General features: G+C 61.1%; 18 protein-coding genes and 1 pseudogene. 11 read left to right on the top strand and 8 right to left on the bottom strand.

From position 1 onward, the window contains the following. The first annotated feature begins 28 nt into the window (after nucleotides 1-28). From speA to ACEN8R_RS21035, 3 genes are all read left to right on the top strand, one after another. Entirely contained in the window at nucleotides 29-1,942 is a 1,914-nt protein-coding gene (gene speA / locus ACEN8R_RS21045; protein WP_018928415.1) for an arginine decarboxylase, read from the top strand. Nucleotides 1,943-2,175: 233 nt separating this feature from the next. Next, entirely contained in the window at nucleotides 2,176-3,498 is a 1,323-nt protein-coding gene (locus ACEN8R_RS21040; RefSeq protein WP_086944040.1) for a contractile injection system protein, VgrG/Pvc8 family, read from the top strand. Further along, nucleotides 3,495-4,292, top strand: a complete 798-nt coding sequence (locus ACEN8R_RS21035; RefSeq protein ID WP_495624335.1) for a DUF4123 domain-containing protein — start codon at nucleotides 3,495-3,497, stop codon at nucleotides 4,290-4,292. The genes ACEN8R_RS21040 and ACEN8R_RS21035 overlap by 4 nt, the downstream gene beginning before the upstream one ends. Before the next feature lie 23 nt (nucleotides 4,293-4,315). Here the strand turns inward: ACEN8R_RS21035 and ACEN8R_RS21030 are convergent, their stop codons facing one another. Together ACEN8R_RS21030 and ACEN8R_RS21025 are read right to left on the bottom strand one after the other, a co-directional pair. Further along, nucleotides 4,316-5,656, bottom strand: a complete 1,341-nt coding sequence (locus tag ACEN8R_RS21030) for an MATE family efflux transporter (protein WP_018928412.1) — start codon at nucleotides 5,654-5,656, stop codon at nucleotides 4,316-4,318. Nucleotides 5,657-5,741: 85 nt separating this feature from the next. After that, nucleotides 5,742-6,035: a hypothetical protein gene (locus tag ACEN8R_RS21025; protein ID WP_018928411.1), complete on the bottom strand. Its 294-nt coding sequence runs from the start codon at nucleotides 6,033-6,035 to the stop codon at nucleotides 5,742-5,744. Nucleotides 6,036-6,226: 191 nt separating this feature from the next. On the opposite strand from ACEN8R_RS21025, the gene ACEN8R_RS21020 reads away from it, so the two are divergent. From ACEN8R_RS21020 to ACEN8R_RS21000, 5 genes are all read left to right on the top strand, one after another. Further along, nucleotides 6,227-6,529, top strand: coding sequence for a MazG-like family protein (locus ACEN8R_RS21020; protein WP_007937232.1), 303 nt, complete (start codon nucleotides 6,227-6,229; stop codon nucleotides 6,527-6,529). Further along, nucleotides 6,529-7,278: a methyltransferase domain-containing protein gene (locus tag ACEN8R_RS21015; RefSeq protein WP_018928410.1), complete on the top strand. Its 750-nt coding sequence runs from the start codon at nucleotides 6,529-6,531 to the stop codon at nucleotides 7,276-7,278. The genes ACEN8R_RS21020 and ACEN8R_RS21015 overlap by 1 nt, the downstream gene beginning before the upstream one ends. A 12-nt stretch (nucleotides 7,279-7,290) precedes the next feature. Then, on the top strand, nucleotides 7,291-7,920 hold the full coding sequence (locus tag ACEN8R_RS21010; RefSeq protein ID WP_018928409.1) for a DUF4136 domain-containing protein: 630 nt from the start codon (nucleotides 7,291-7,293) through the stop codon (nucleotides 7,918-7,920). 53 nt (nucleotides 7,921-7,973) lie between these two features. Further along, nucleotides 7,974-8,531 (top strand): DUF4136 domain-containing protein, encoded by a 558-nt coding sequence (locus ACEN8R_RS21005; protein ID WP_018928408.1) that lies wholly within the window; start codon nucleotides 7,974-7,976, stop codon nucleotides 8,529-8,531. Nucleotides 8,532-8,784: 253 nt separating this feature from the next. Continuing rightward, a complete protein-coding gene (locus ACEN8R_RS21000) occupies nucleotides 8,785-10,767 on the top strand; it encodes a pilus assembly protein TadG-related protein (protein WP_495624334.1) in 1,983 nt (660 codons plus the stop codon). Here ACEN8R_RS21000 and ACEN8R_RS20995 read toward each other — a convergent pair. Next, nucleotides 10,737-13,506, bottom strand: a pseudogene (locus ACEN8R_RS20995) (PAS domain-containing sensor histidine kinase). The gene ACEN8R_RS21000 and the pseudogene ACEN8R_RS20995 sit on opposite strands and share 31 nt — an antisense overlap. Further along, nucleotides 13,503-13,943 (bottom strand): TadE/TadG family type IV pilus assembly protein, encoded by a 441-nt coding sequence (locus ACEN8R_RS20990; protein ID WP_018928405.1) that lies wholly within the window; start codon nucleotides 13,941-13,943, stop codon nucleotides 13,503-13,505. The pseudogene ACEN8R_RS20995 and the gene ACEN8R_RS20990 overlap by 4 nt, the downstream one beginning before the upstream one ends. Nucleotides 13,944-14,018: 75 nt before the next feature. Here ACEN8R_RS20990 and ACEN8R_RS20985 point away from each other — a divergent pair, with 75 nt between their 5' ends. From ACEN8R_RS20985 to ACEN8R_RS20975, 3 genes are all read left to right on the top strand, one after another. Then, entirely contained in the window at nucleotides 14,019-14,489 is a 471-nt protein-coding gene (locus ACEN8R_RS20985) for a prepilin peptidase (protein ID WP_018928404.1), read from the top strand. Between the two features lie 109 nt (nucleotides 14,490-14,598). Then, entirely contained in the window at nucleotides 14,599-15,402 is an 804-nt protein-coding gene (locus ACEN8R_RS20980) for a response regulator transcription factor (RefSeq protein ID WP_018928403.1), read from the top strand. 845 nt (nucleotides 15,403-16,247) lie between these two features. Then, nucleotides 16,248-16,622 (top strand): DUF6124 family protein, encoded by a 375-nt coding sequence (locus ACEN8R_RS20975; RefSeq protein ID WP_019651888.1) that lies wholly within the window; start codon nucleotides 16,248-16,250, stop codon nucleotides 16,620-16,622. A 57-nt stretch (nucleotides 16,623-16,679) separates the two neighbouring features. Here the strand turns inward: ACEN8R_RS20975 and ACEN8R_RS20970 are convergent, their stop codons facing one another. The 4 genes from ACEN8R_RS20970 to ACEN8R_RS20955 are packed head-to-tail and all read right to left on the bottom strand — an operon-like array spanning nucleotide 16,680 to nucleotide 20,944. Beyond that, nucleotides 16,680-17,570: a type II secretion system F family protein gene (locus ACEN8R_RS20970; RefSeq protein ID WP_064616076.1), complete on the bottom strand. Its 891-nt coding sequence runs from the start codon at nucleotides 17,568-17,570 to the stop codon at nucleotides 16,680-16,682. Continuing rightward, complete coding sequence (locus tag ACEN8R_RS20965; RefSeq protein WP_495624333.1) at nucleotides 17,567-18,451, bottom strand: type II secretion system F family protein; 885 nt, start codon at nucleotides 18,449-18,451, stop codon at nucleotides 17,567-17,569. Before ACEN8R_RS20965 ends, ACEN8R_RS20970 begins: the two co-directional genes overlap by 4 nt. A 10-nt stretch (nucleotides 18,452-18,461) precedes the next feature. Next, nucleotides 18,462-19,742: a TadA family conjugal transfer-associated ATPase gene (locus tag ACEN8R_RS20960; RefSeq protein WP_018928399.1), complete on the bottom strand. Its 1,281-nt coding sequence runs from the start codon at nucleotides 19,740-19,742 to the stop codon at nucleotides 18,462-18,464. Next, a complete protein-coding gene (locus tag ACEN8R_RS20955) occupies nucleotides 19,739-20,944 on the bottom strand; it encodes a CpaE/TadZ family protein (protein ID WP_477744169.1) in 1,206 nt (401 codons plus the stop codon). The genes ACEN8R_RS20960 and ACEN8R_RS20955 overlap by 4 nt, the downstream gene beginning before the upstream one ends. Nucleotides 20,945-21,004: the final 60 nt, after the last annotated feature.

Raw genomic sequence — 21,004 nt, 5'->3', positions numbered from 1 at the left:
CTCTATGACTTCTTTATAGGGGACTTCGATGTCCGTAAGACGCACACGCAAAGACGATGGCAGCCAATGGACAGTTGCGGACAGCCGCAGTGTTTACGGGATTCGCCATTGGGGGGCCGGGTATTTCGCGATCAATGACGCCGGTCGCGTCGAAGTTCGTCCGAACGGCCCGACCAGTTCGCCTATCGACCTGTTCGAGCAAGTCGACCAACTGCGCAAAAGCGGTTTGTCCTTGCCGTTGCTGGTGCGTTTCCCAGACATCCTGCAAGACCGCGTGCGTCAGCTGACCGGTGCGTTCGACGCCAACATCGAGCGCCTGGAATACCAGAGCAAGTACACCGCGCTGTACCCGATCAAGGTCAACCAGCAGGAAGCGGTGATCGAGAACATCATCGCCACCCAGAACGTATCGATCGGTCTGGAAGCCGGCTCCAAGCCTGAGCTGCTGGCGGTACTGGCGCTGGCGCCGAAGGGCGGCACCATTGTCTGCAACGGTTACAAGGACCGTGAGTTCATCCGTCTGGCGCTGATGGGCCAGAAGCTGGGCCACAACGTGTTCATCGTGATCGAGAAAGAATCCGAAGTCGGTCTGGTGATCGAAGAAGCGGCGTCGCTCAAGGTCAAGCCTCAGGTCGGCCTGCGTGTGCGTCTGTCGTCCCTGGCGTCGAGCAAGTGGGCAGACACCGGTGGCGAAAAATCCAAGTTCGGCCTGTCGGCGGCGCAACTGCTGTCGGTGGTCGAGCGTTTCCGTGCCGCTGGCCTGGACCAGGGCATTCGCCTGCTGCACTTCCACATGGGTTCGCAGATCGCCAACCTGGCGGACTACCAGCACGGCTTCAAGGAAGCGATTCGTTACTACGGCGAACTGCGCAACCTTGGCCTGCCGGTCGATCACATCGACGTCGGCGGCGGTTTGGGCGTGGACTACGACGGTACTCACTCGCGTAACGCCAGTTCGATCAACTACGACATGGACGATTACGCCGGTGTCGTGGTCGGGATGCTCAAGGAATTCTGCGATGCGCAGAGCCTGCCGCACCCGAACATCTTCTCTGAAAGCGGCCGCTCCCTGACCGCCCACCACGCGATGCTGGTGGTGCAGGTGACCGACGTCGAGAAACACAACGACGACGTGCCGAAGATCGACAACAAGGAAGAACTGCCGGAAACCGTGCAGTGGCTGGTTGACCTGCTCGGCCCGACCGACATCGAAATGGTCACCGAGACCTACTGGCGCGCCACGCACTACATGAGTGACGTGGCCACCCAATACGCCGATGGCAAGCTGACCCTGGCGCAAAAAGCCCTGGCCGAGCAATGCTACTTCGCCGTTTGCCGCCGCCTGCACAACTCGTTGAAGGCCCGTCAGCGTTCCCACCGTCAGGTGCTCGACGAACTCAATGACAAGCTGGCCGACAAGTACATCTGCAACTTCTCGGTATTCCAGAGCCTGCCGGACACCTGGGCCATCGGCCAGGTCCTGCCGATCCTGCCGCTGCACCGTCTCGACGAAGAGCCGCTGCGCCGTGCAGTGCTGCAAGACTTGACCTGCGACTCCGACGGCAAGATCAAGCAGTACGTCGACGAGCAGAGCATCGAGACCAGCCTGCCGGTGCACGGTCTGAACGAGGGTGAAGACTACCTGCTGGGGATCTTCCTGGTCGGTGCCTACCAGGAAATTCTTGGCGACATGCACAACCTGTTCGGTGACACCGACTCGGTGAACATCTATCAGAATGCTGACGGCAGCGTGTACCACGCTGGTATCGAAACCCACGACACCATCGAAGACATGCTGCGTTACGTGCACTTGTCGCCGGAAGAGCTGATGACTCACTACCGCGACAAGTGCGCCAGTGCCCGCATCAGCGCCAGCGAGCGCACCCAGTTCCTTGATGCCTTGCGTCTGGGCCTGACCCGTTCGTCTTACCTGTCTTCTTGAGGTAGGGCACCGCGCCCATCAGGTTGTCTGAAATTTCTCCGTAGGTTGCGGAAATTTCAGATGACCTGGTGCGGGGCTTCTCTTTTGTCACGCGAAATAGCCCACATACCGAGCAATCCAAGCGATGTGGTCTTCTTTTCGCGTAGGTCATTTCCTAAGTTGTACTTCGGCACTCTACTCGGCCATGTCTCTCAGCGAGAATCCCCGGCCGCCCCTCCTGTAGAGAATCGCCGATGTTCGATTCAGTCAACGAGCCGTCATTTCGTCTGGATATAGCGGGTCTTGCCGACCCCTTTGAGGTCTTGACCTTTACCGGTAGTGAAGCGATCAGCGAGCCTTTTGCGTTCGACGTGGATCTACTGAACGATGACCCGACACTGGACCTTGCAAGCCTGCTGTACCGCTCGGCCTTTTTGCACTTCGGGCCGCAGGGGGAGGGTATTCACGGACAGTTGCTTGGCCTCGTTCAACCCGGCCATGGCAATGAGCCCAGGCTTTGTCGTGTGCGTCTGGGCCCCAGGCTTGCTTGCCTGGCCCAGCGCTTCAATCAGCGAATTTTCAGCGATCGCTCGGTGCCGGACATTCTCGCCCAGGTTCTCAAGGAGCACGGCATTGCCGGCAAGGATCGTCGTTTCGACCTGAACGGCGATTACCCGTCCCGTGATTTCTGCACGCAGTACCGGGAGTCGGACCTGCAGTTTTTCCAGCGTCTATGCGCCCAGGAGCGGCTTCATTACTACTTCGAGCACCGTACGCGCGGGCATTGTCTGGTCTTGGGCGACGGTCCGGGGCAGTTTCGCCGTGGCGAAGAGAGGGTCTTCGAGGATGTGAGCGAACGACCGGGAGTGCATCAGTTCAAGCTTCATGGCTGCGGGCAGATTGCCGAGGGGCAGACGAACCTGCCAACGCTGCGCAGCGGTCAACTGATGCCGTTGTCCGGTCATCCGTATGCGGACTGGAATCGTCTCTGGCTAGTGACCCATGTCGAGCATCAGGGAGGACAACAGCCAGATTTTTTGTATCGCAACCAGCTGCGCGTCGTTGCGCAGGAGGTGCCTTACATCGCGGCTCATCCCGTTGTGAAACCCAGGATGCACAGCCTGCAAAGGGGATGGGTAGTCGACGTCGGTGAATCTCGCCCCGATCCCGGCAGATCGGTCGCCGTGCAGTTTGACTGGCTATATCAGGGCGAAGGCGCAGCCCCCAGCCACTGTTGGTTGCCGTTGTCTGGCGAGCTGGAAAGCGCGGGTGTCATGCCCTTGAGTGAGGGCACGCAAGTGCTGGTGAGCTTTATCGAAGGTGATCCTGATCAACCGTTGATCAGCGGATTTCTTCCCGGTGCACCGTCCAGCGCAGAGCCGGGCATGGTCGAGCTGCTATCCGCCTCGACCACTGAAGCCAGCCGCGCGGTTGATGGTTTATTGGGCTTGCTGCAATCCAGCGAACCCTTGGTACTCCTGTGTTTGCTGCCAGGTGGGGGCAGTTTCAGTCATTGCGCGCAATCCTTATGCACTTGCCGGGCAGCGACGCAGCTTGGCCAGAGCGGTGCGGCATGATTGCCGTTCAGGCGCCCGACTCGACCCCGCAATGGCTGTTGCTCGATGTGCCGGGCGTGCTTCAGGCCGGTGCGATGTTGCGGCAACAGTTTGCTCATGTCCGATGGTTCTGGCTGTTCGAAGGCACCGAGTTTCATCCGTTGCGTGAGCAGGGGCCAGTGTTGGTCGACCTTCGCGAATGCCCGGCACTCGCCGAGCTGTACTCAAGTGAGCCGCATACATGGGGCGGGTTGCTGCTGGTCAGTGAAGCCTCTTCATCACAACTGCTGGAGCATTTGCGCCGCATGCTCACCGTCACCTTCAGCCTGCATCACCGGGCCTTGTTGAGTTACTACAACCCTCAAACGGCGAGTTACTTTTTCGATGCCTGCGATGCGCAGGAGCTGAGTCGCTGGCTCGGTCCGATCGATCAGTTACGCTGGTTCGGCGGCACTTGGGCCGATCGGGCCATTGGCTGTCTGGGCTGGCAACAGTTGTTCAATCCACGGCTTGCCGTCAGGCCGCTGGCCATCGAAGAAAACCTCAGCTCGCGTCAGCGAGACAGCTTGCAGACCTGCCTGCTGGAGCAGCATGCCTGGCGCTGGAGCCGATCCACCGGCACCGACTACAACAGCTTGTGGGCTCACCTGCAGGAAGGGCTGGCGCTGGGTTTCAGTGAGCGCTCGGTGCTCGATGGCTGGTTATGGCTGCGCTTGCAGCACCCTGACGCCGTGCCAGGGCAGTCGTTATCGGGAACCACCCAGCAGGAGCGTCTCGATAGCCTGCGCAACCTGTGGCAGAACGATCAACCCTGAACGGGTTGAAGGTATGTCGCTCGTCATCCTTTTAACCAGCCGTCGTTCTTGCGCAAGTACCAGGCGAATGTGCCAAGGGTCAGGCTGCGCAGCACCATGAACAGCAGGAAGGTTATCCACAGTCCATGGTTGCCCAAGCCTTGCAGTATCCAGGCGAAGGGCAGTAGCAGGATCACGGTCAACAGCATGCCGTTGCGCATTTCCCGGGCGCGGGTGGCGCCGATGAACAGGCCGTCGAGCAGATAACTCCAGACCGCAATCAGCGGCAGCGCGGCGAGGTACGGCAGGTAGATGAAGGCGGTGTCGCGCACGCTCTGGATGTTGGTCTGCATCTGGATGAACAGGTGCCCGGCGTACAGAAACAGCAAGGCGAACCCCAGGCTTGCCAGCAGCGACCAACCGCACGCCACCACCAGTGAGCGGCGCAGGGCATCACGGTCGCGAGCGCCGATGGCGTGTCCGCACAGGGCTTCCACGGCGTGGGCCAGACCGTCCAGCGCATGGGCGGTCAGCAGCAGGCCGTTGAGCAGCAGCGCATTGGCGGCGACCGTGGCATCGCCCAGTCGTGCACCCTGCACGGTGATCAGGAAGAACACCGACTGCAACGCCAGGCTGCGGATGAAAATATCGCGGTTGACCGCCAACAATGGGCGCCAGCTCTGCCACAACGCCAATGCGGCCCAGGCGATATGGCCGGGATAGGCGCGCAGGGCTTTGCGGGTCATGAACAGGCCGATCAATGCGCCGGTCCACTCGGCGATCACCGAGGCCCGTGCCGCGCCGACCACTCCCCACTCCAGGCCAAGCACAAACCACAGGTTGAGTGCGATGTTGACCAGGTTGGTGCTCAGCAGAATCGCCAGCGGAGCCCGGGCATTCTGGGTGCCGAGAAACCAGCCGACCAGCGCATAACTGGCCAGCGCCGCCGGCAGCCCGAACAGCCGTGTGTGGAAAAACTCGCGGGTCAGTTGATCCAGCTCCGCCGACGGTTGCATGAAGTGCAACGCGACCCCGCTCAACGGCACGCCCAACGCTCCCAACAGAATGGCCAGGCCCATGGCCAACAACAGACCTTGCAGCAAAATCTGCCGCAACGCAGCGCCATCCCCACGCCCGGCCGCCTGGGCGGCAAATCCGGTGGAGCCCATGCGCAGAAAGCCCATGGCCCAGGCAAGAAAGGTATACAGACTGGCGCCCACCGCGACGGCGCCGAGCTGATGAGCATAGGGCAGGTGACCGATGACGGTACTGTCGACCAGCGCCACCAGCGGTACGGAAATGTTCGAGAGAATCATCGGGGCGGCGAGCGCCCAGACGCGGCGATGGGTCGGACGGTCGCGCCAGTCGGCAATCAGGTTGGACATGCAGGCTCCTTGGGGGCGCCTGCATTGTAGCGACGAACTCGGAATCCGCATCGATCCATTGTGGAAGCGAGCCTGTGTGGCTGCCTTAGTGAATGATCCAGCTCAGTAACCACAACCCCAGCAGCAACCAGATAATCCCCATGATGATCGACGCGTTCATGAAGGCGCGGATCGCCGACCACAGCAGCATCAGCCCGAGGATCAAGGTGATGATGCTGATGATCGAGGTTTCCATGCCCAATGCCTGGGCCAGCCCTTCGACAAAATTGCTGCCGGCGTTGCTCAACAGGTTGAACAGGCCACTGAGGGTGTCGATGATAAAACGGATGACCGAACCGATTGCCTGGCCGAGCCATTCGAAAAAGCTGTCTACCTGCATGTGTACGTCCTGATGGAGTGGTGGCGTGGTTGCCGGATCCGAGCCTTGGGCTATTGATCGTGCTCCCGGGTTCCCGTGGAAGCTGCCGAAGGCTGCGATTTTTTTGAGTATGGCGCAAGTACGCAGGCACAACGCTGCCACTTGCCTTCACCCGTCATCCCCCTGAAGCTATACGCCTTCAGGAGAGCCCGATGAACCTTGTTGAACTGACCGAACGCCTGCACGCCATTCGTGACCGCAATGACTGGCGGCAATTTCACAGCCCGAAAAACCTGGCCATGGCCGCGAGCGTGGAAATGTCCGAGCTGGTGGAAATCTTCCAGTGGCTGACCGAAGACCAGTCGCGCCAGTTGCCGGCGGACAAACTGGCCCATGCCGGGCAGGAAATCGGCGACATCGTGCTGTATTTACTGCTGCTGTGCAGCGAGTTGGGACTGGACATGAATGAAGTGGTACGTAACAAGCTCGCGGACAGCGAACGGCGGTTCAGCTGATGAGCGACCGTCATTTCGATCAGTTGGCGACCCGCTTCGCTGAAAAAATCTACGGTGGCGCAAAAGGGGCGATCCGCCTCGCGGTGCTGCAGGCCGACCTGGCCGAAACCCTGCCGGACCGCCCGTTGCGCGTACTGGACATCGGTGCCGGCCTGGGCCACATGTCGTTGTGGCTGGCCCAGCGCGGTCACCAGGTCACCCTGGCCGAACCCGCCGAGCCGATGCTTGAAGGCGCTCGCCAGCGTTTTGCCGAAGCCGGGCAGACCGCGACATTCATTCAGGCGCCGTGGCAGGAGTTGCTTGGTCAGCTCACCGAACCCTACGACCTGGTGCTGTGCCACGCCGTGCTGGAATGGCTGGCCGAACCCCATGCGATTTTGCCGGTGTTGCATCAACTGACGAAGCCGGACGGCTGGTTGTCCCTGGCGTTCTATAACCGCGATGCGCTGATCTACCGCAACCTGCTCAAGGGCCATTTCCGCAAGATGCGCAAGAACGACATGGCCGGCGAGAAGCAGAGCCTGACGCCGCAACAGCCGCTTGATCCACGGGATCTGGCAGCGCAACTTGAGGGGCTGTGGCGGGTCGAAACCCAGAGTGGAGTGCGGGTTTTTCATGACTACATGCCGGTGGAATTCCAGGCCCGCGCCGAACTGCTCGACTTGCTGGAAATGGAACTGGCTCACCGCCGTCACCCAAGCTTCGCCGGGCTTGGGCGCTACTTGCACTGGATCTGTCGGCCGATCTGACCGGAGTGCGCAATGAATAGTCGTTCAGGTTTACTGGTGATCTGTCTGGGGTTGGCGGCCTGTCAGGGCAACAACCCTTACATCGCGACGTCCAATCCCTTGCCACCGGCACCGCCCCAGGCCGCCGGCACTTTCGACCGCAGCGCCTACCCGGCGGCGCCACGGGATTACGGTCGCTACCGCAGCTGGGCCTGGCTCAACGGGCGCCTGCCTGCGGGCACGGCCTGGGCCGATTCGGAGCAGGTGGCCGAAGTCGTCAGCAATGCCCTTGACCAGCGCGGCTTGCGCCCACTGCACGACAACCGCCCGGCGGACCTGTTGGTCAGCGCCGACCTGCATCTGGAAACCCGCTTGCGCCAGGTGCAGGACGGCTCTGGTTACGGTGGCGGCTATGGCGGCGGGTATTACGGCGGTGGTTACAACCGCTACGGCACGGGTTACGGCATGTACAACAGCGTGCCGGTCGTCCGTACTTATCAGGTACAGGTTGTGGTGGTGCGGGTCGATCTGTTCGACGCAAGCACCGGTCAACCGGTGTGGAGTGCCAGTGCCGAAACCAGCAGTCAGGGCAACCAGAGCGAACGTGCCGATGCCCTGCGCGAAGCTGTCGAAAAGGCCATGTCGGCGTATCCTCCTAGTTAGCTTCCTGTTCAGGAAGCCTCCCGCAGGTGCATGTCTTCAATCGGAGAAAAATCATGTTCCGCCGTCTCGTTTTACTGGCCATCGCCGCGCTGCTCACTGCCTGCGCCGCCAACGAGGTCAATCATGACTTCGATGCCAGTCGCGACTTTGCCGCCTATCGCAGTTGGAGCTGGAAAGAGCCCGCCGTGCAATACCGTCCCGACGACCCAAGGATCAAGAGTGACCTGACCGAGCAACGCATCCGCCAGGCCGTTGCCGATCAACTGGATCAGCGTGGCTTGCGTCCGGCCGCCGCCGGCGCCAAGGCAGACCTTAAGGTGCAGACCTACCTGATCGTTGAAGATCGCCAGCAACAAGTGACCACCTCCTATGGCGGTGGTTATGGTGGCCCATGGAACGGTTATTGGGGCGGGCCGATGTACAACGAAACCCGCAACGTCAGCTACAAGGTGGCGACCATCCAGATCGACCTGCTCGATGGCAAGGACGGCAAACTGGTGTGGCGTGGCAGCGACGAGCAAACCCTCAGCCGCACACCGAAGCCAGAGGACCGCAGCAGTACGATACGCCAGACGGTCGGGCGCATATTGGCTAACTATCCACCGCGCTAAATGGCTTAACCCTCTAACACTACAGCCCCTGTAGGAGCGAGGCTTGCCCGCGAAGAAGACACCGCGGTTTTTCAGTCATTACGCGTTATCGTTCTTCGCGGGCAAGCCTCGCTCCTACAGGATCTTCGTCGTCACACAAGCCCACAATAAGTTGGCGGGATGGCTAGTTGCCAGCAATCTGCCAAACCCTTGTCTACACTGCTGTTCATCAATGGAGGTAGCCCTCGGCGGTGCGCCGGCAAAGGAGTGCGCCATGTCTCCCTGCTTGCAGTTTCGTAGCCCGGCCCGGCAACGGGGTGCGATCGGTTTGATGGCAGTGCTGACCCTCGGCATGGCCCTGGTGTTCCTGCTGATCGTGGTCGACAGTGGCCGCTTGTACCTGGAGAAACGCAGCTTGCAGCGGATAGCCGACATGGCCGCACTGGAGGCTGCCACGCGCAACGGTGATTGCGCCGTGGGTGCCAGCGCTACCGCCTATGCCACCGCCAGTGTAAATCGTAACGGCTTCACCCTTCCTGACCCCACGCGCAGCCTGGCGGTAGCCTGTGGCACCTTGAGCCTGGACGCCAACAGTCTTCGGGTTTTTGTGGCTAACCCAAGCAGCAGCGAAGCCATTCGGGTGATCGTCAGTCATTCAGTGCCGCAGAGTTTCGCCGGTGGCGTTGGCGCCCTGTTCGGCGGTGCACCGGCCGGGGCCACCCTCAACCTGACGGCGACCGCCGTCGCGGCGCTGCCGCCACCACTGGCATCGCTGACCCTGCGCACCACGGCGCTGAGCATCGATAGCAGCAAGTCGGCTACCCTCAATGCGCTGTTCGGCGGTTTGCTCGGCGGCAGTCTGAACGTGTCCGTGGCAGGGTGGGATGGGTTGGTGAACACCAACATCAGCCTGCTGGGTTACCTTGATCGACTGAAGGTCGACCTCGGCCTCAACGCCGCCGGGTATAACCAGGTATTAGGCGCTTCGGTGGCCGTCAGCCAATTGATCCAGACCGCCGTCAATGTGCTGGACCCCGGCGGCACCCTCGGCGCGACGGCGACCATTGTCGGTCTGCAAGCCCTCAAGGTGGCCGCTGGCTCCACGACCGTGGTGTTGGGCAATCTGCTGCACGTCGAGAACGGCAGCGACGTCTCAACGTTCGCGACGACTGTGAGTGTGTTCAACCTGATCGAAGGCGTCGTGCAACTGGCCAACAAGAAAAACGGTGTGGTGGCGACAGTGCCGATCAATCTGGCAGGGCTGGCGCAAATCACCGCTCGGGTGCAGGTGTTGGAGCCGCCGCAACTCTCCGCGATCGGCAATCCGAAAAACGCCGCGCTGGATCCGCTGGGGCCCAATCGGATCTACGTGAGAACCGCACAGCTTCGCACGTTGTTGTCGATCGACTTGCCGGCGCTGGACGCCATCGCGGCGCTGGTCAATGCCGCGGCGGATCTGGCAGGACCGCTGACCAACACCCTCAACGCCTTGCTCAATCTCGACCTGGTGGCGGTGCTCAACTCACTGACCTGTGCCATCGGCGTGCCCTGTCAGACGCCCGACGTCATCGTGCTACCGGGGCCGATACGGCTCGACGTGGCGCTGGACGTCGCCAGTGCCGATAGTTACGTCACGGCTTACAGCTGCATCAGCAACACCAACAAAACCCTGACCACCAACACCAGCGCATCGCTGGTGAACCTGAAAATCGGCCGGATCGATGCCGCCAGTATGTTCGGCAGCAACACCGTACCACCGACGGTCACGGTGCAGCCGTTGAAGCTGATCGATATCGGGATTAAAACCTGCCGCAGGTTTTTGTTCGTGCCCATAACCTGCGATCCGCGTGTGCCAGGCGTCGGTGGTGGCATCGATGTCGTTGCCGACACCAGTGTGGCGGCGAACACCAACATGCCCCATGTCTACTCCGCACCACCGGCCAACAGCCTGCCGGACATCAGCCAGCCGCCGTTTTACTACTCATTTTCCACCAGCAGCATTGTCAGCAACTTGCTCAACACCCCGGTCAACCTTCACGTCGATATGTATGGCCCGTCAGGCAGTCTCGTCGGCGGTCTGGGGGCGATCCTGAGCAGCGTGACCAGTTTGCTGGTCAGCGCAATCAACGGCGTGCTCAACCCGTTGCTCGACAGTCTGATCAACACATTGCTGATAAGCCTTGGGGTCGACTTGAACAAGGTCGACGTCGGCGCCAACCTCAGTTGTCACTCAGGGCGCGCGTCGCTGGTGATCTGATCGCCCGTGACAATCGGCAACTCAATGCAGAAACGCGCGCCTTCGGCCGAGTTTCTTACGCTCAACCGTCCGCCCATGTTCTCGACGATGCCGTAACTCACCGACAACCCGAGCCCGGTGCCGACGCCTACCGGTTTGGTGGTGAAGAATGGCTCGAAAATCCGCTCCAGCAACCGTGGGTCGATGCCGCCGCCGTTGTCCTCGACCCACAGCCGCACTGAATGCTCATCACGTTCGGCGTACAGCGAAATCCACGGTTTGAACGCCGGGTCGGCCTCGCGTTTGCTCAGCAGCGCATCCCGTGCATTGACCATCAGGTTGATCAGCACCTGTTCCAGCTGGTCGACGTAACCGCGCACCTGCACATCAAAACCGCTCTCGCTGACCCGCAGCTCGATGCCTTTGCCGCGCAAGCCTTCGGACAGCAGCGCCAGCGTGCCCTCGATGGCTTGAACCGGATTGAACGGCTGCTGCTCGACCTCCGAACGCCGGCCGAACACCCGCATGTGATCCACCACCTTCGCGGCGCGCTGGACTTGTGCGTCGATGCGATTGAGCTTGTCAGTCAGGTAATCGATTTGCGCATCGCCATTGCTCAGACGCTTGAGCACATTGACGATGGCCATGCGCATCACGTTCAGCGGCTGATTGATTTCATGGGCAAGCCCGGTGGCCATTTCGCCGAGGGTGGCCATTTTCGCGCTCTGGGTAAGCTGCTGCTGGGCGCGCCTGACCTCAGTGTTGTCGCGGCCCACGGCCTGAATTTCCAGCAAACGACCCTGGTCGTCGAATACGCCGCGATCCGACCAGACCCACCAGGCATGTTCCCGTCCCGGCAGTTGCAGGTTGATCTCCGCAGTGCTGACCGGGAACTCCGGGCTCAGTCTACTGAGGCGCTGGAGGAACGCTTCGCGCTGCTCCGGCGACATCCAGCTGCCCAGATTCACCCCCGGCAGCTGCTCGGGTTGGCATTCCAGATAGGTCGCCAGTGGCCGGTTGCCGAAGGTCAGCGTCAGGTCGGGGCGGTAGCGGCAGATCATCGCCGGGGAGTCTTCCACCAGGATCCGGTAGCGCTCTTCACTCTGTTTGACTTTCTCGGTGGCCAGGGTCGCCTCGGTGACATCCAGCCACAGGCCCACGGCTTCCACCGGCAACCCGAGGTCATCGCGCAGCAGTTTGGCTTCGTCGAGCAGCCAGTGGTAATCGCCGTGACTGTCGCGCAGTCGATAACGGGCGCTCACCGAACCCTCGCGCAGCAGTTGCCGGGTACGCTCGAAATAGCCGTCGCGGTCTTCAGGATGGACCCGCTCCACCAGCGAGCCTGCGGCGCAATCGGCGAGCGACCAACCGAGCAGCGGCAACAGGCTGTCACTGAAAAACGTCGGTTGCAGCGCCCCTTCGACATAGCGCTGCACGTAGATCACCGCCGGTGAACTGGCGATCAGGTTGTCCAGCCGGGCATGGGCGGCAGCGGCATTCTGCTGTTGGTTTTTGATGTCGCTGATGTCGAGCATGAAACCCACCAGCCGGCGGTTTTTACCGATGCCCAACGCCTGGCCTTGCAGTCGGTACCAGATCGGCGTTTGTGTCGTGTCGGGGCGATGCAGCCGTACGCACAACAGCAACGGCGCGCCTTCGTCTTGCAAGGATTGCAGGCGAATCGTCAGCTCTTCACGGTCGGCGGGATGAATCTGTTCGAGCCAGTCGTGCAGCGGAAAACGAGTGCTCGCAAGGTTCAGCGTATTGGCGAGCGACGGCGCCAATTGCACTTCGGCATGGTCGCTGAAGACCTCCCACCAACCGGTACCGAGCAAGGCTTGTAGAGATTCCAGCCGCTCCAGTTGCAGGTGGTGCTGATGCTCGCGCAAGCGCTCAAGCAGCGGGCCGGCCAGGGCGGCGGTGAGTTGCAACCAGTCGCGCTCGCTCAAGTCGGGGGCACGTTCTTGCACCGGGTAGAAACCACAGAGCAACCACGCGACCACGCCCAGGGCATTGCGATAGGGCACCGCGAACCCTTCGGCATTGCCGAAGATGCTTTGCAGGCGTGGGTGCTCGCTGGGTGTCAGCTGTTGGGGGACTGAGCCATTCAAACTGTCGAGGCCGGTGCCCAGGCGTTGATGGGTTTCCCACAACCTTGGTGCATCGAAGGCCGCGTACTGCTGGTGAATCAACCAACCCTCGGCCTGTTCATCGAGCAAGGCCATGGCCATGCACGGGATCTGAAAACGCTGGGCCAGGCCTTGCAGTTGTTCGGCCAGTACCTCGGGCAGGCGCGTCAGGCTGCACAGGCGCAACTGCTCGCTGACCTGCGCCGCGAGCAACTGGCACTGTTCACGACTGCGCGCTTGTCGACGTTCGAGCAACAGATCGCCGATGTCGATCAACTGCAATAACCATCCTTCGCCCAACGGCTGCACCCAGCCGCGCAAGTGCAGCGGTTGTCCGGCGAGGCTGAAAAAATCCAGGTCCAGGTTTTTGTCCTTGCCACTCGGCCGGTGTGCCTTCGACCGACAGGGCGCTATGGGGCATGAGGTAATCGAGCAGGTGCGGTGACTGCGCGTCGGGTATCTGTTGCGCCAGCAGATGCCGCAACGGACCGCTCAGCTGAATCACTCGACCTTCATCATTCAGATGCAGCTGCAAGCCGACACGCTGCACGCTCGCAGGCTCTGGCGTGTTCGGGGTCTGTGGCGGGTGACGATTGAGCAGACGCCCGAAGAGTTTGTCCCCGGAGCTCAAAACTGCAGGCTCGATTGGGCCGTGAGGGTCGGCGGCAGATTGGGCACCGAACCGATTCCCGGCAGTACCAGAAACGGCAGCACTTGATTCAGTTTACTGGTGGGGTAGTTGATGCTGACCGTCAGCACGCCGCCGGTGTAGGTGGCGCTGGCGTCGGTGGCCACGTTGAAATTCAGCGCGGCGGGAATCCAGGCCAGCTGCCGGGTCAGTTCGGTGGTCGCGATGTTTCTGACCGCCGTGTCGTAATTGGCGGTGCTCGGGTCCAGCGCCACACTGCGACGCACCGCTTCGGCCGTGGATTTATTGAACGATTGCATCAGCAACAGCGGCAGGCTGTAACTGACCAACCCATAAAACACGGCGAAAAAAATCACGAATACCAAGGCGAACTCAATCGCCACGGCACCTTTTTGCTTGCGGGGGAGGCCTGTTTTCATGAGTGCGTCTACCCTGACAATTACTGCGTAGTGTCAGCATAGAATCATTCAGCCAAAACGGACGTTTTTTACCGGATGCAGAGCCTTGTCCTACTCATCTGGCTGACGCTTTGCGCAGCACAGGATGCCCGAGAGCGCCACATCGCCAATGGCCTGACCGTCGGTGCAGGTGTGCTGGCGCTTATCTATCTGTTGTGGACAGGGACTACGTGGCTGGGGGCCGAGGCGGTGCAGGGCGGCTGGGCTTTGTTGTTGGCATTGGCCTTCACCTTGCCCGGTTATGCAGTGCGACGCATGGGGGCAGGCGACGTGAAGCTGATGGCGACGCTGGGCCTTGCGACGGACGGTACGCACCTGCTCGGCGGTTTCATCGGCGCCGGGGTGGCCAGTGTGCTCTGGCTGCTGCTGGCGCCAAGACTCTGGCTGCATATGGGGCAGAGGCTTAGAGCGCGTCTTCGTTACCTGGAGCCTGGCGCGTCAAAAAAGCAGCCCTTTGCGCCGTTCGTGTTGGTGGGTGTGCTGCTCACACTGGCCTGGATGCATTAATCGCAGGCGTCCCCTGTTCTATGTACATAGTTGGAAAGTGCGTCTACTTTCAAAATTGTTGTTGTACAGCCTGTGGTGTCGGTGCAGGAGCAGCCAAGCCAGACTTGGCATGGAGTGGCACGTGAACAAGCTTACCTCGGCAGTAAAAGTTCTTGTGGTTGATGATGAGCCGTTGATTGTCGAAGAGCTTTGCGAGTTCATCGAGCTCAATGGTTATCGCTGTGTGCCTTGTGTCTCCGGCCATCAGGCGATCGAGCGTTTCAGCGAAGACGTGAATATCGGCTTGGTGCTGTGTGATTTGCAGATGCCTGACATGGATGGCATCCAGCTTGTCCAGGCGCTGCAGCGGTTGTCCGGCAAGCATCGGGCATTCGAGGCGATCATGCTCACCGGGCATGCGAACAAGCAGGATGTGATCAAGGCTTTGCGTATCGGGTTCGCCGATTACTATCAGAAGCCGATTGATCTGGCTGAGTTGCTCGAAGGTTTGCAGCGTCAGGAGGTGGCCTTGCAGGAGCGGCAGAGAAATCTGCAGTTGGGGCATTTGAGTCAGAAGCTGCAGTATCTTTGTGAATCGATCGATGAGCTTTATCAGGATCTGGACAAGGTTCGTCGGGGGGCGTCTCCGGAACCTGTGTCAGGTTCAGTTGATGGTGTGGTCGGTGAACCGGAGCGGGTGGTGGGGATGCCGGCGGTGTTCAATCAGTTGTCGCCGCGTCAGTTGGAGGTGGCGCAGTTGGTGGGCAAGGGGCAGACCAATTATCAGATTGCCTGTGAGTTGGGGATTACCGAGAACACGGTGAAGCTTTATGTGTCGCAGGTGTTGCGGTTGACGCATATGCATAATCGTACGCAGGTGGCGTTGGCGTTGTCGCCCGGGAATGCCGGGGGGCGGCGGGTTTCTGCGCATTGATCTTGGCGGCCTTTGGGCCGACCATGTTCTTGTTGACCGGGTACATATCCATTTCTGCGGTAACGGCTGCTTAGGGTTCCGCTCTTACAGCGGGTCACTTTTGGCAAACGCCCCAAAAGTAACCAAAAGGTCTCGCCCCGAACGTACGGCCCCTCGCTGAGGCTCGGGGTTCCTTCGCTCCGGTATTCATCTGGGGGCATCGCCCTACGGTTGGCTTCGCTTCAACCTACATGCGATGTGTTCGACTGCGTCGAACGGCGCTGCGCGCCAATCCCCAGATGAACACCTCCACTCAGCCTCCCGAAGGGGCGGGTGGATCAAGATCAAAAGCGGCAGGCGAGCTAACGCTCGGCCTGTAGTTTGGCGGGTGTATGCCGCTCCCCTGTGAGCTGCCGAAGGCTGCGATCTTTTGATCCTGGCGGCCTGACAGCCGACCAATCTCTCCCAGACATACACCGACCCACTTGTAGGAGCGAGCGGTGCGGCGATCCGACTTGCCCGCGAAGACGGCCTTACAGGCAACGATGTTTATTGGTCGGTAAAAACGTCAGAACCTTCCCACATGTTTTTCAGGTTGCCCGTCGGAAGCGGCGTCTCTAGCCTTTGTCCGTCGCTGACAATTCAGCGACCGGGCGTCGCGGCTCGATTCTTGAGGCATAATCGCTCCACCGAACAACAACACTTTTTGGTGTCTGTCGTTTCGTGTCATGGCGACTGTGCGCGGGATACCTTCGGGTATGCCGAGCAAGCCTCAGGGGTCGGTCCGCGAACCCGCGTACAGCTGCCACCCCAAATTGCGTCGCGGCAATTTGGAAGTGGCTCCATTTCATCCCGGAGGTGTAATCATGTTCAAAGCCACACCAAATCCCCCTGAAACTGACGACGTTTCGCCCTACGAATCCCTCGATTCGAAAAAACTCAACGAAGCCGCCGAACGCGCGCTCGACCACTACCTCAAGCCACCACCCAAACAACCCGAAGGCCGCAAGCCAAGCAGGATGTTTCTGGTCGCCCCGGACATGGACAACGAAAGCCTGCTCGCCCATGTCTGCGAATCACTAGCCTCAGCCAGCGTCATGACCAGCGATATCGCCGCCTATGTCGACGCCCCGCAGCGGCATACGCTCCTGGCGATTCAGCAGGTCATCATGCTGGCCGAGCTGGCGGTGAATCGGGTGCTGGATAACGTCGACGTACCAAAAGCCGCGCCACACAGCTGACCCCTTGCAGGAGCGGGCCCCTCACCACAGGCTCGCTCCTGCAGGATCAGCGGTCTTTCAAGAACCAAACGCCCGCGCCAGCGCGGTGAAGCTCGGTCCGGCCAGCACGATCAGCAACGCCGGGAAGAGAAACAACATCATCACCACGGACATTTTTGCGGACATTTTGGAGATGTATTCCTGCAAGCGTGTCAGGCGTCGGTCATCGAGCAGCAGCTTGAGCGCCAGCAGTGATTTCATCGCGCCGCCGCCTTGGTGAATCAGTTGTTGAAGGATCACGCAGGTGTCGGTGAATTCGTCCACCGCGAGCAATTGGGTGGCCTTGTTCAGTTCTTCGCCCAGTTCCAGACCGGAATCGACCCGCGCCAGTATCAGGCGCAATTCGTGGGTCAGGGTCGGTAGCAGTTGTTTGCCTTCAACGCTCAACACTCGCAGTGACTGTTCCACCGCCATGCCGGATTCGAACAGGATGCGCAGCAGTGGAATGAAGGTTGATACCTCGATCGCCAGTTGTTTTTGCCGCTGCTGCGCGGCGGCGGCCAGCAAGCGTTTGGGCAGCAGGTAACCGAGGGCTGTGGCGAGGGTTGGAGTGATCCAGTGGTTGTTCACCTGCGGGAAGAACAGGCCCTGGATCAACAGGCACAGGGCCAACGCCAGCACCGGTGTGCCGATCTGGCAGGCGGCGAACAGCGAGCGTTGTCGGGCGCTGCGCCAGCCGAGGCGGTTGAGCAGGGTCTGGGTTTCGTTGTCCAGTTGGATCGAACGCTGACCGATGCGGCTGTCGCCCAGCAGTTGTAGCCAGTGACTGACGCGATGGTCGCTCAGCGGTTTGCCGTCCAGCCGTTGGGCTACCTGGCGTGCACGCCGGTGCTGGTCCAGCAGGCCACTGAGCAGCAACAGCGTGGCCGCCAGAAACAGCAGTGCGCTCAGCAGCAGGGCGATTTTCATACGCTTCGCAACATGCGCCACAGCGCCAGGCAGCCCACGACCTGCAAGCCGAACGCGGTCGCCAGCATCATTTGTCCCGAGCCGCTGTTCCACATGGCCAACAGGTATTTCGGATTGGACACCAAAAAGTAACCGGCAAGCCCCACAGGCATCAGCCCCAGCACCACGGCCGTGACGCGGGTTTCGCCGGTCATGGCGCGCAGTTGGCGCGCCGCCTGGTCTCGTTCGCGGATCATTTTGATCAGGTTTTCAAACAGCTCACTGGCATTGCCGCCGTAGCGGTGATTGACCTTCAGGCCCAGGGCGAACAGGCGAAACTCGTCTTTCTCATACAGCTCGGCGAGGTCCGAGATGGCGTCCGGCAGGCTGACGCCCAAGTGCACGTTGCGTTGAACCCGAGCCATGGCGTCTTTCAGTGGCGCTTCGGCGGCGTTGATGGCGCCCAGCACTGCATCGGCCAGGGTGCGTCCGGACTTCAGGCTGCGCACGGTGTGATCGAGCAACGTCGGCAGTTGTTCGATCATGCGCTTGAGTCGGCGCTGATATCGCCAGCTGATGTACAGCCGCAGAGCCAGGGGCGGCACCAGTAGCAACATCAACAAACCGATCCAGCCCGCGAGGGCAAACCCCAGCAGGGCGCCCAAGGCCCAGAGCAGCAGCCACGACCCGATGCGCTCGGTGGGGCGCCCGAGGCCGGCGCGTAGAAAGGTCCGTTCCAGGCCAGACCAGGATGATTTCGCCACGGTCAGTTGCGGTTGCCCTTGGGGCAGGCGGCCGAGGGTTCGGTCGATGCCGGCCTGGCGCAGACTGTTGTAGAACAAACGGATCGACACCCCCAACAGCGTCAGGCAAAGCAGGATGAGCAGCGCCGGTTTGAGCATGCCGTGACCCTCAATACGCCAAGGGAGAGAGTGCCGACTCGCGACGCAGTTTGTCGCCGGCGGGGTTGGCCGCCTCGCGCAGAAAACCGCGGCCGGTGTGTCGGTCGAAGCGGAACAGGGTGTTGGTCACGTAGACGTCGTCACGAATACCGACGACCTCCACCACTTCGCTGACGCAGCGGCGGCCATCGGGCAGGCGCGTGAGTTGGATCACTACGTCCAGCGCCGCGCAAATCATTTGCCGCAGGGTGCGTTCGGCGATGAGCCGCCCGGTCAGGCCCACCAGTGTCTCCAGGCGCAACAGTGCATCCTGGGCGTTGTTGGCGTGCACGGTGCTCATGGAGCCGTCGTGCCCGGTGTTCATGGCGGTGAGCACGTCGACCACTTCGACGCCGCGAATCTCGCCGAGGATGATCCGGTCCGGGCGCATCCGCAGCGCGTTGCGAATCAGGTCGCTGGCCTTCACTTCGCCGTGGCCTTCGGCATTTGGCGGCCGGGTTTCCAGGCGCACCACGTGAGGATGGCCGAGTTGCAGTTCGGCGACGTCTTCGATGGTGACCAGCCGTTCGTGAGGGGCGATCAATTGGCTGAGAATGTTCAGCAGTGTGGTCTTGCCGGTGCCGGTACCGCCGCTGACCAGGATGTTGCAACGCTTGCCCACAGCCTCCTGAATGAACTCGAAGATCGCCTGGTCGATGGTTTGCATCGCCATCAGGTCGGTGCTTTTGAGCATGTCCTTGCGGAACTTCCGAATCGACAGGCATGGGCCGTCGAGGGCAATCGGTGGAATGATCGCGTTGACCCGACTGCCATCGGGCAGGCGTGCATCGACCATCGGCGAAGACTCATCGAGCCGTCGGCCCAGGGGCGCGAGAATCCGTTGCATGACCCGCTCGACGTGGTGGTCGTCGATGAACCGCAGGTCACTGAGGTGCAACACTCCCTCACGTTCGACGAACACCCGGTGCGGGCCGTTGACCAATATTTCGGTCACCGCCGAGTCGCGCAGCAGCACTTCCAGCGGACCGAAACCGGTGAGTTCGTCGACGATTTCTTCCGCCAGCCGTTCCATCTCGTAGCGGGAAATCGCCAGGTGCAGACGGGCGATGTATTCGGCGACTTTGTCGGTGACGAACTGCGACAGCATGGGCCGCGACCCTTCCAGCAGGTTTTTTCCGGACTCTTCGATGGCGTCGATGATGTAGCGGTGCAGCACCAGTTTCAGGCCTTCGTGGTCGGTATTGCCGGTCGGCCCGTGCGAAGGCGCGCCGAAGAGTTTTTCCCCGCTCATTGCACGCCCCTCAACCGGTTGAACCAGCCGGCCTTGGGTTTATCCAGGCTTTCGGAGCGTTTGGCCAGCCATTCGCCGAGGGCACGCAGGCTTTGCGTCAGGCCCTCGCGCGGGGCCAGCTCGAACAGGCTCAGCCCTTGATTCTTGGCGTTGAGCCGCACTTCCGGGCTGTAGGCAAACACCGCGATCACCTCCATGCCGAAAGTTTTGCCCAAAGTGTCGGAGTCCGGCGGGACGCTGCGCAGGTAGCGGTCCACCAGCAATCTGGCGTGGTCGAGCTTCAGGCCTTTTTCGCGCCAGCGGCTGAGCACCTCAAGGTTGCGTCGGCAGTCGAGCACGTTTTGATCGGTGTACCACAGCAACTTGTCGCAATGGCTGACGAAGGTGCGCAATGCTTCACTGTCCGACTGGCCGGTGAGGTTCACCACGATGTGCTGGAAATGTTGGCGCAAGGCACTGAGCAGCATGTACAGCTCGGCGGCGCTGGTCTGTTCGAGCGGTTCATCGTTGCTGGCGTAGGCGAGGATTCGCAGCCCGGCGTCGCAGGTGGTGAAGGCGCTGTCGATCAGCGTTGCGTCGAGGCGCCTGAGGTGACGCAATGCATCGCCGAAATGAAACGAACTCTCCAACCCCAGCAAGGCCAGGCTGTCGCCACGGGGCAGCCCCAGATCCAGCAACAACGTTTGCTGGCCGCTTTTTTGCACCACGTGCGCCAGGTGGTTGGCGAGCAACGCGCCGTCGCCATTGCCCTGCGCGCCGTAAAGTACGGTCAGGCCACCTTGTGGAATCTGTTGGGTGTTCGGCGCCACGGTCGGCAGGCGTTTACTCAGGCGTCGCACCAGGCCGGCGACTTCGCTGGACCGCGAGCCGTAAGAGACAAAATCCCGTGCTCCGGCGCGCATGGCATTGAGCACCAGTTGGTTGTCCATGCCATCGCCCAGGGCCACGATCGCCAGCATCGGTTTGGCTTCCAGGGCTCCCTCGATCAACGCGCTCTGGGCCACCACATGCTCATGGTCCAGGCCCACGAACACCAGGCTGGCGAAGGTCACGTCCACCAGTGTCAGGAGCTCGTCGAGGTTGCCGCCCCCGGCGCTGATCACTCGGCCCAAAGGGGCGAGCGCCCCTTGCAGCCACTCGAAGTCGGTGTTGTTGCGTGTGATCGCGAGGAAGGTCTGGCTCAGGTTCTGGCTTTGGCTCATTGCGATAATCCGCCGTGTTTATCGACGTGGCCGTTTTCGAGGAAGTGCGGCGTGAAACAT

The organism is Pseudomonas sp. Pseusp15 (assembly GCF_059492165.1).
The sequence above is the reverse complement of the archived record's forward strand: the minus strand, read 5'-3'. Positions and strand labels throughout refer to the sequence as shown.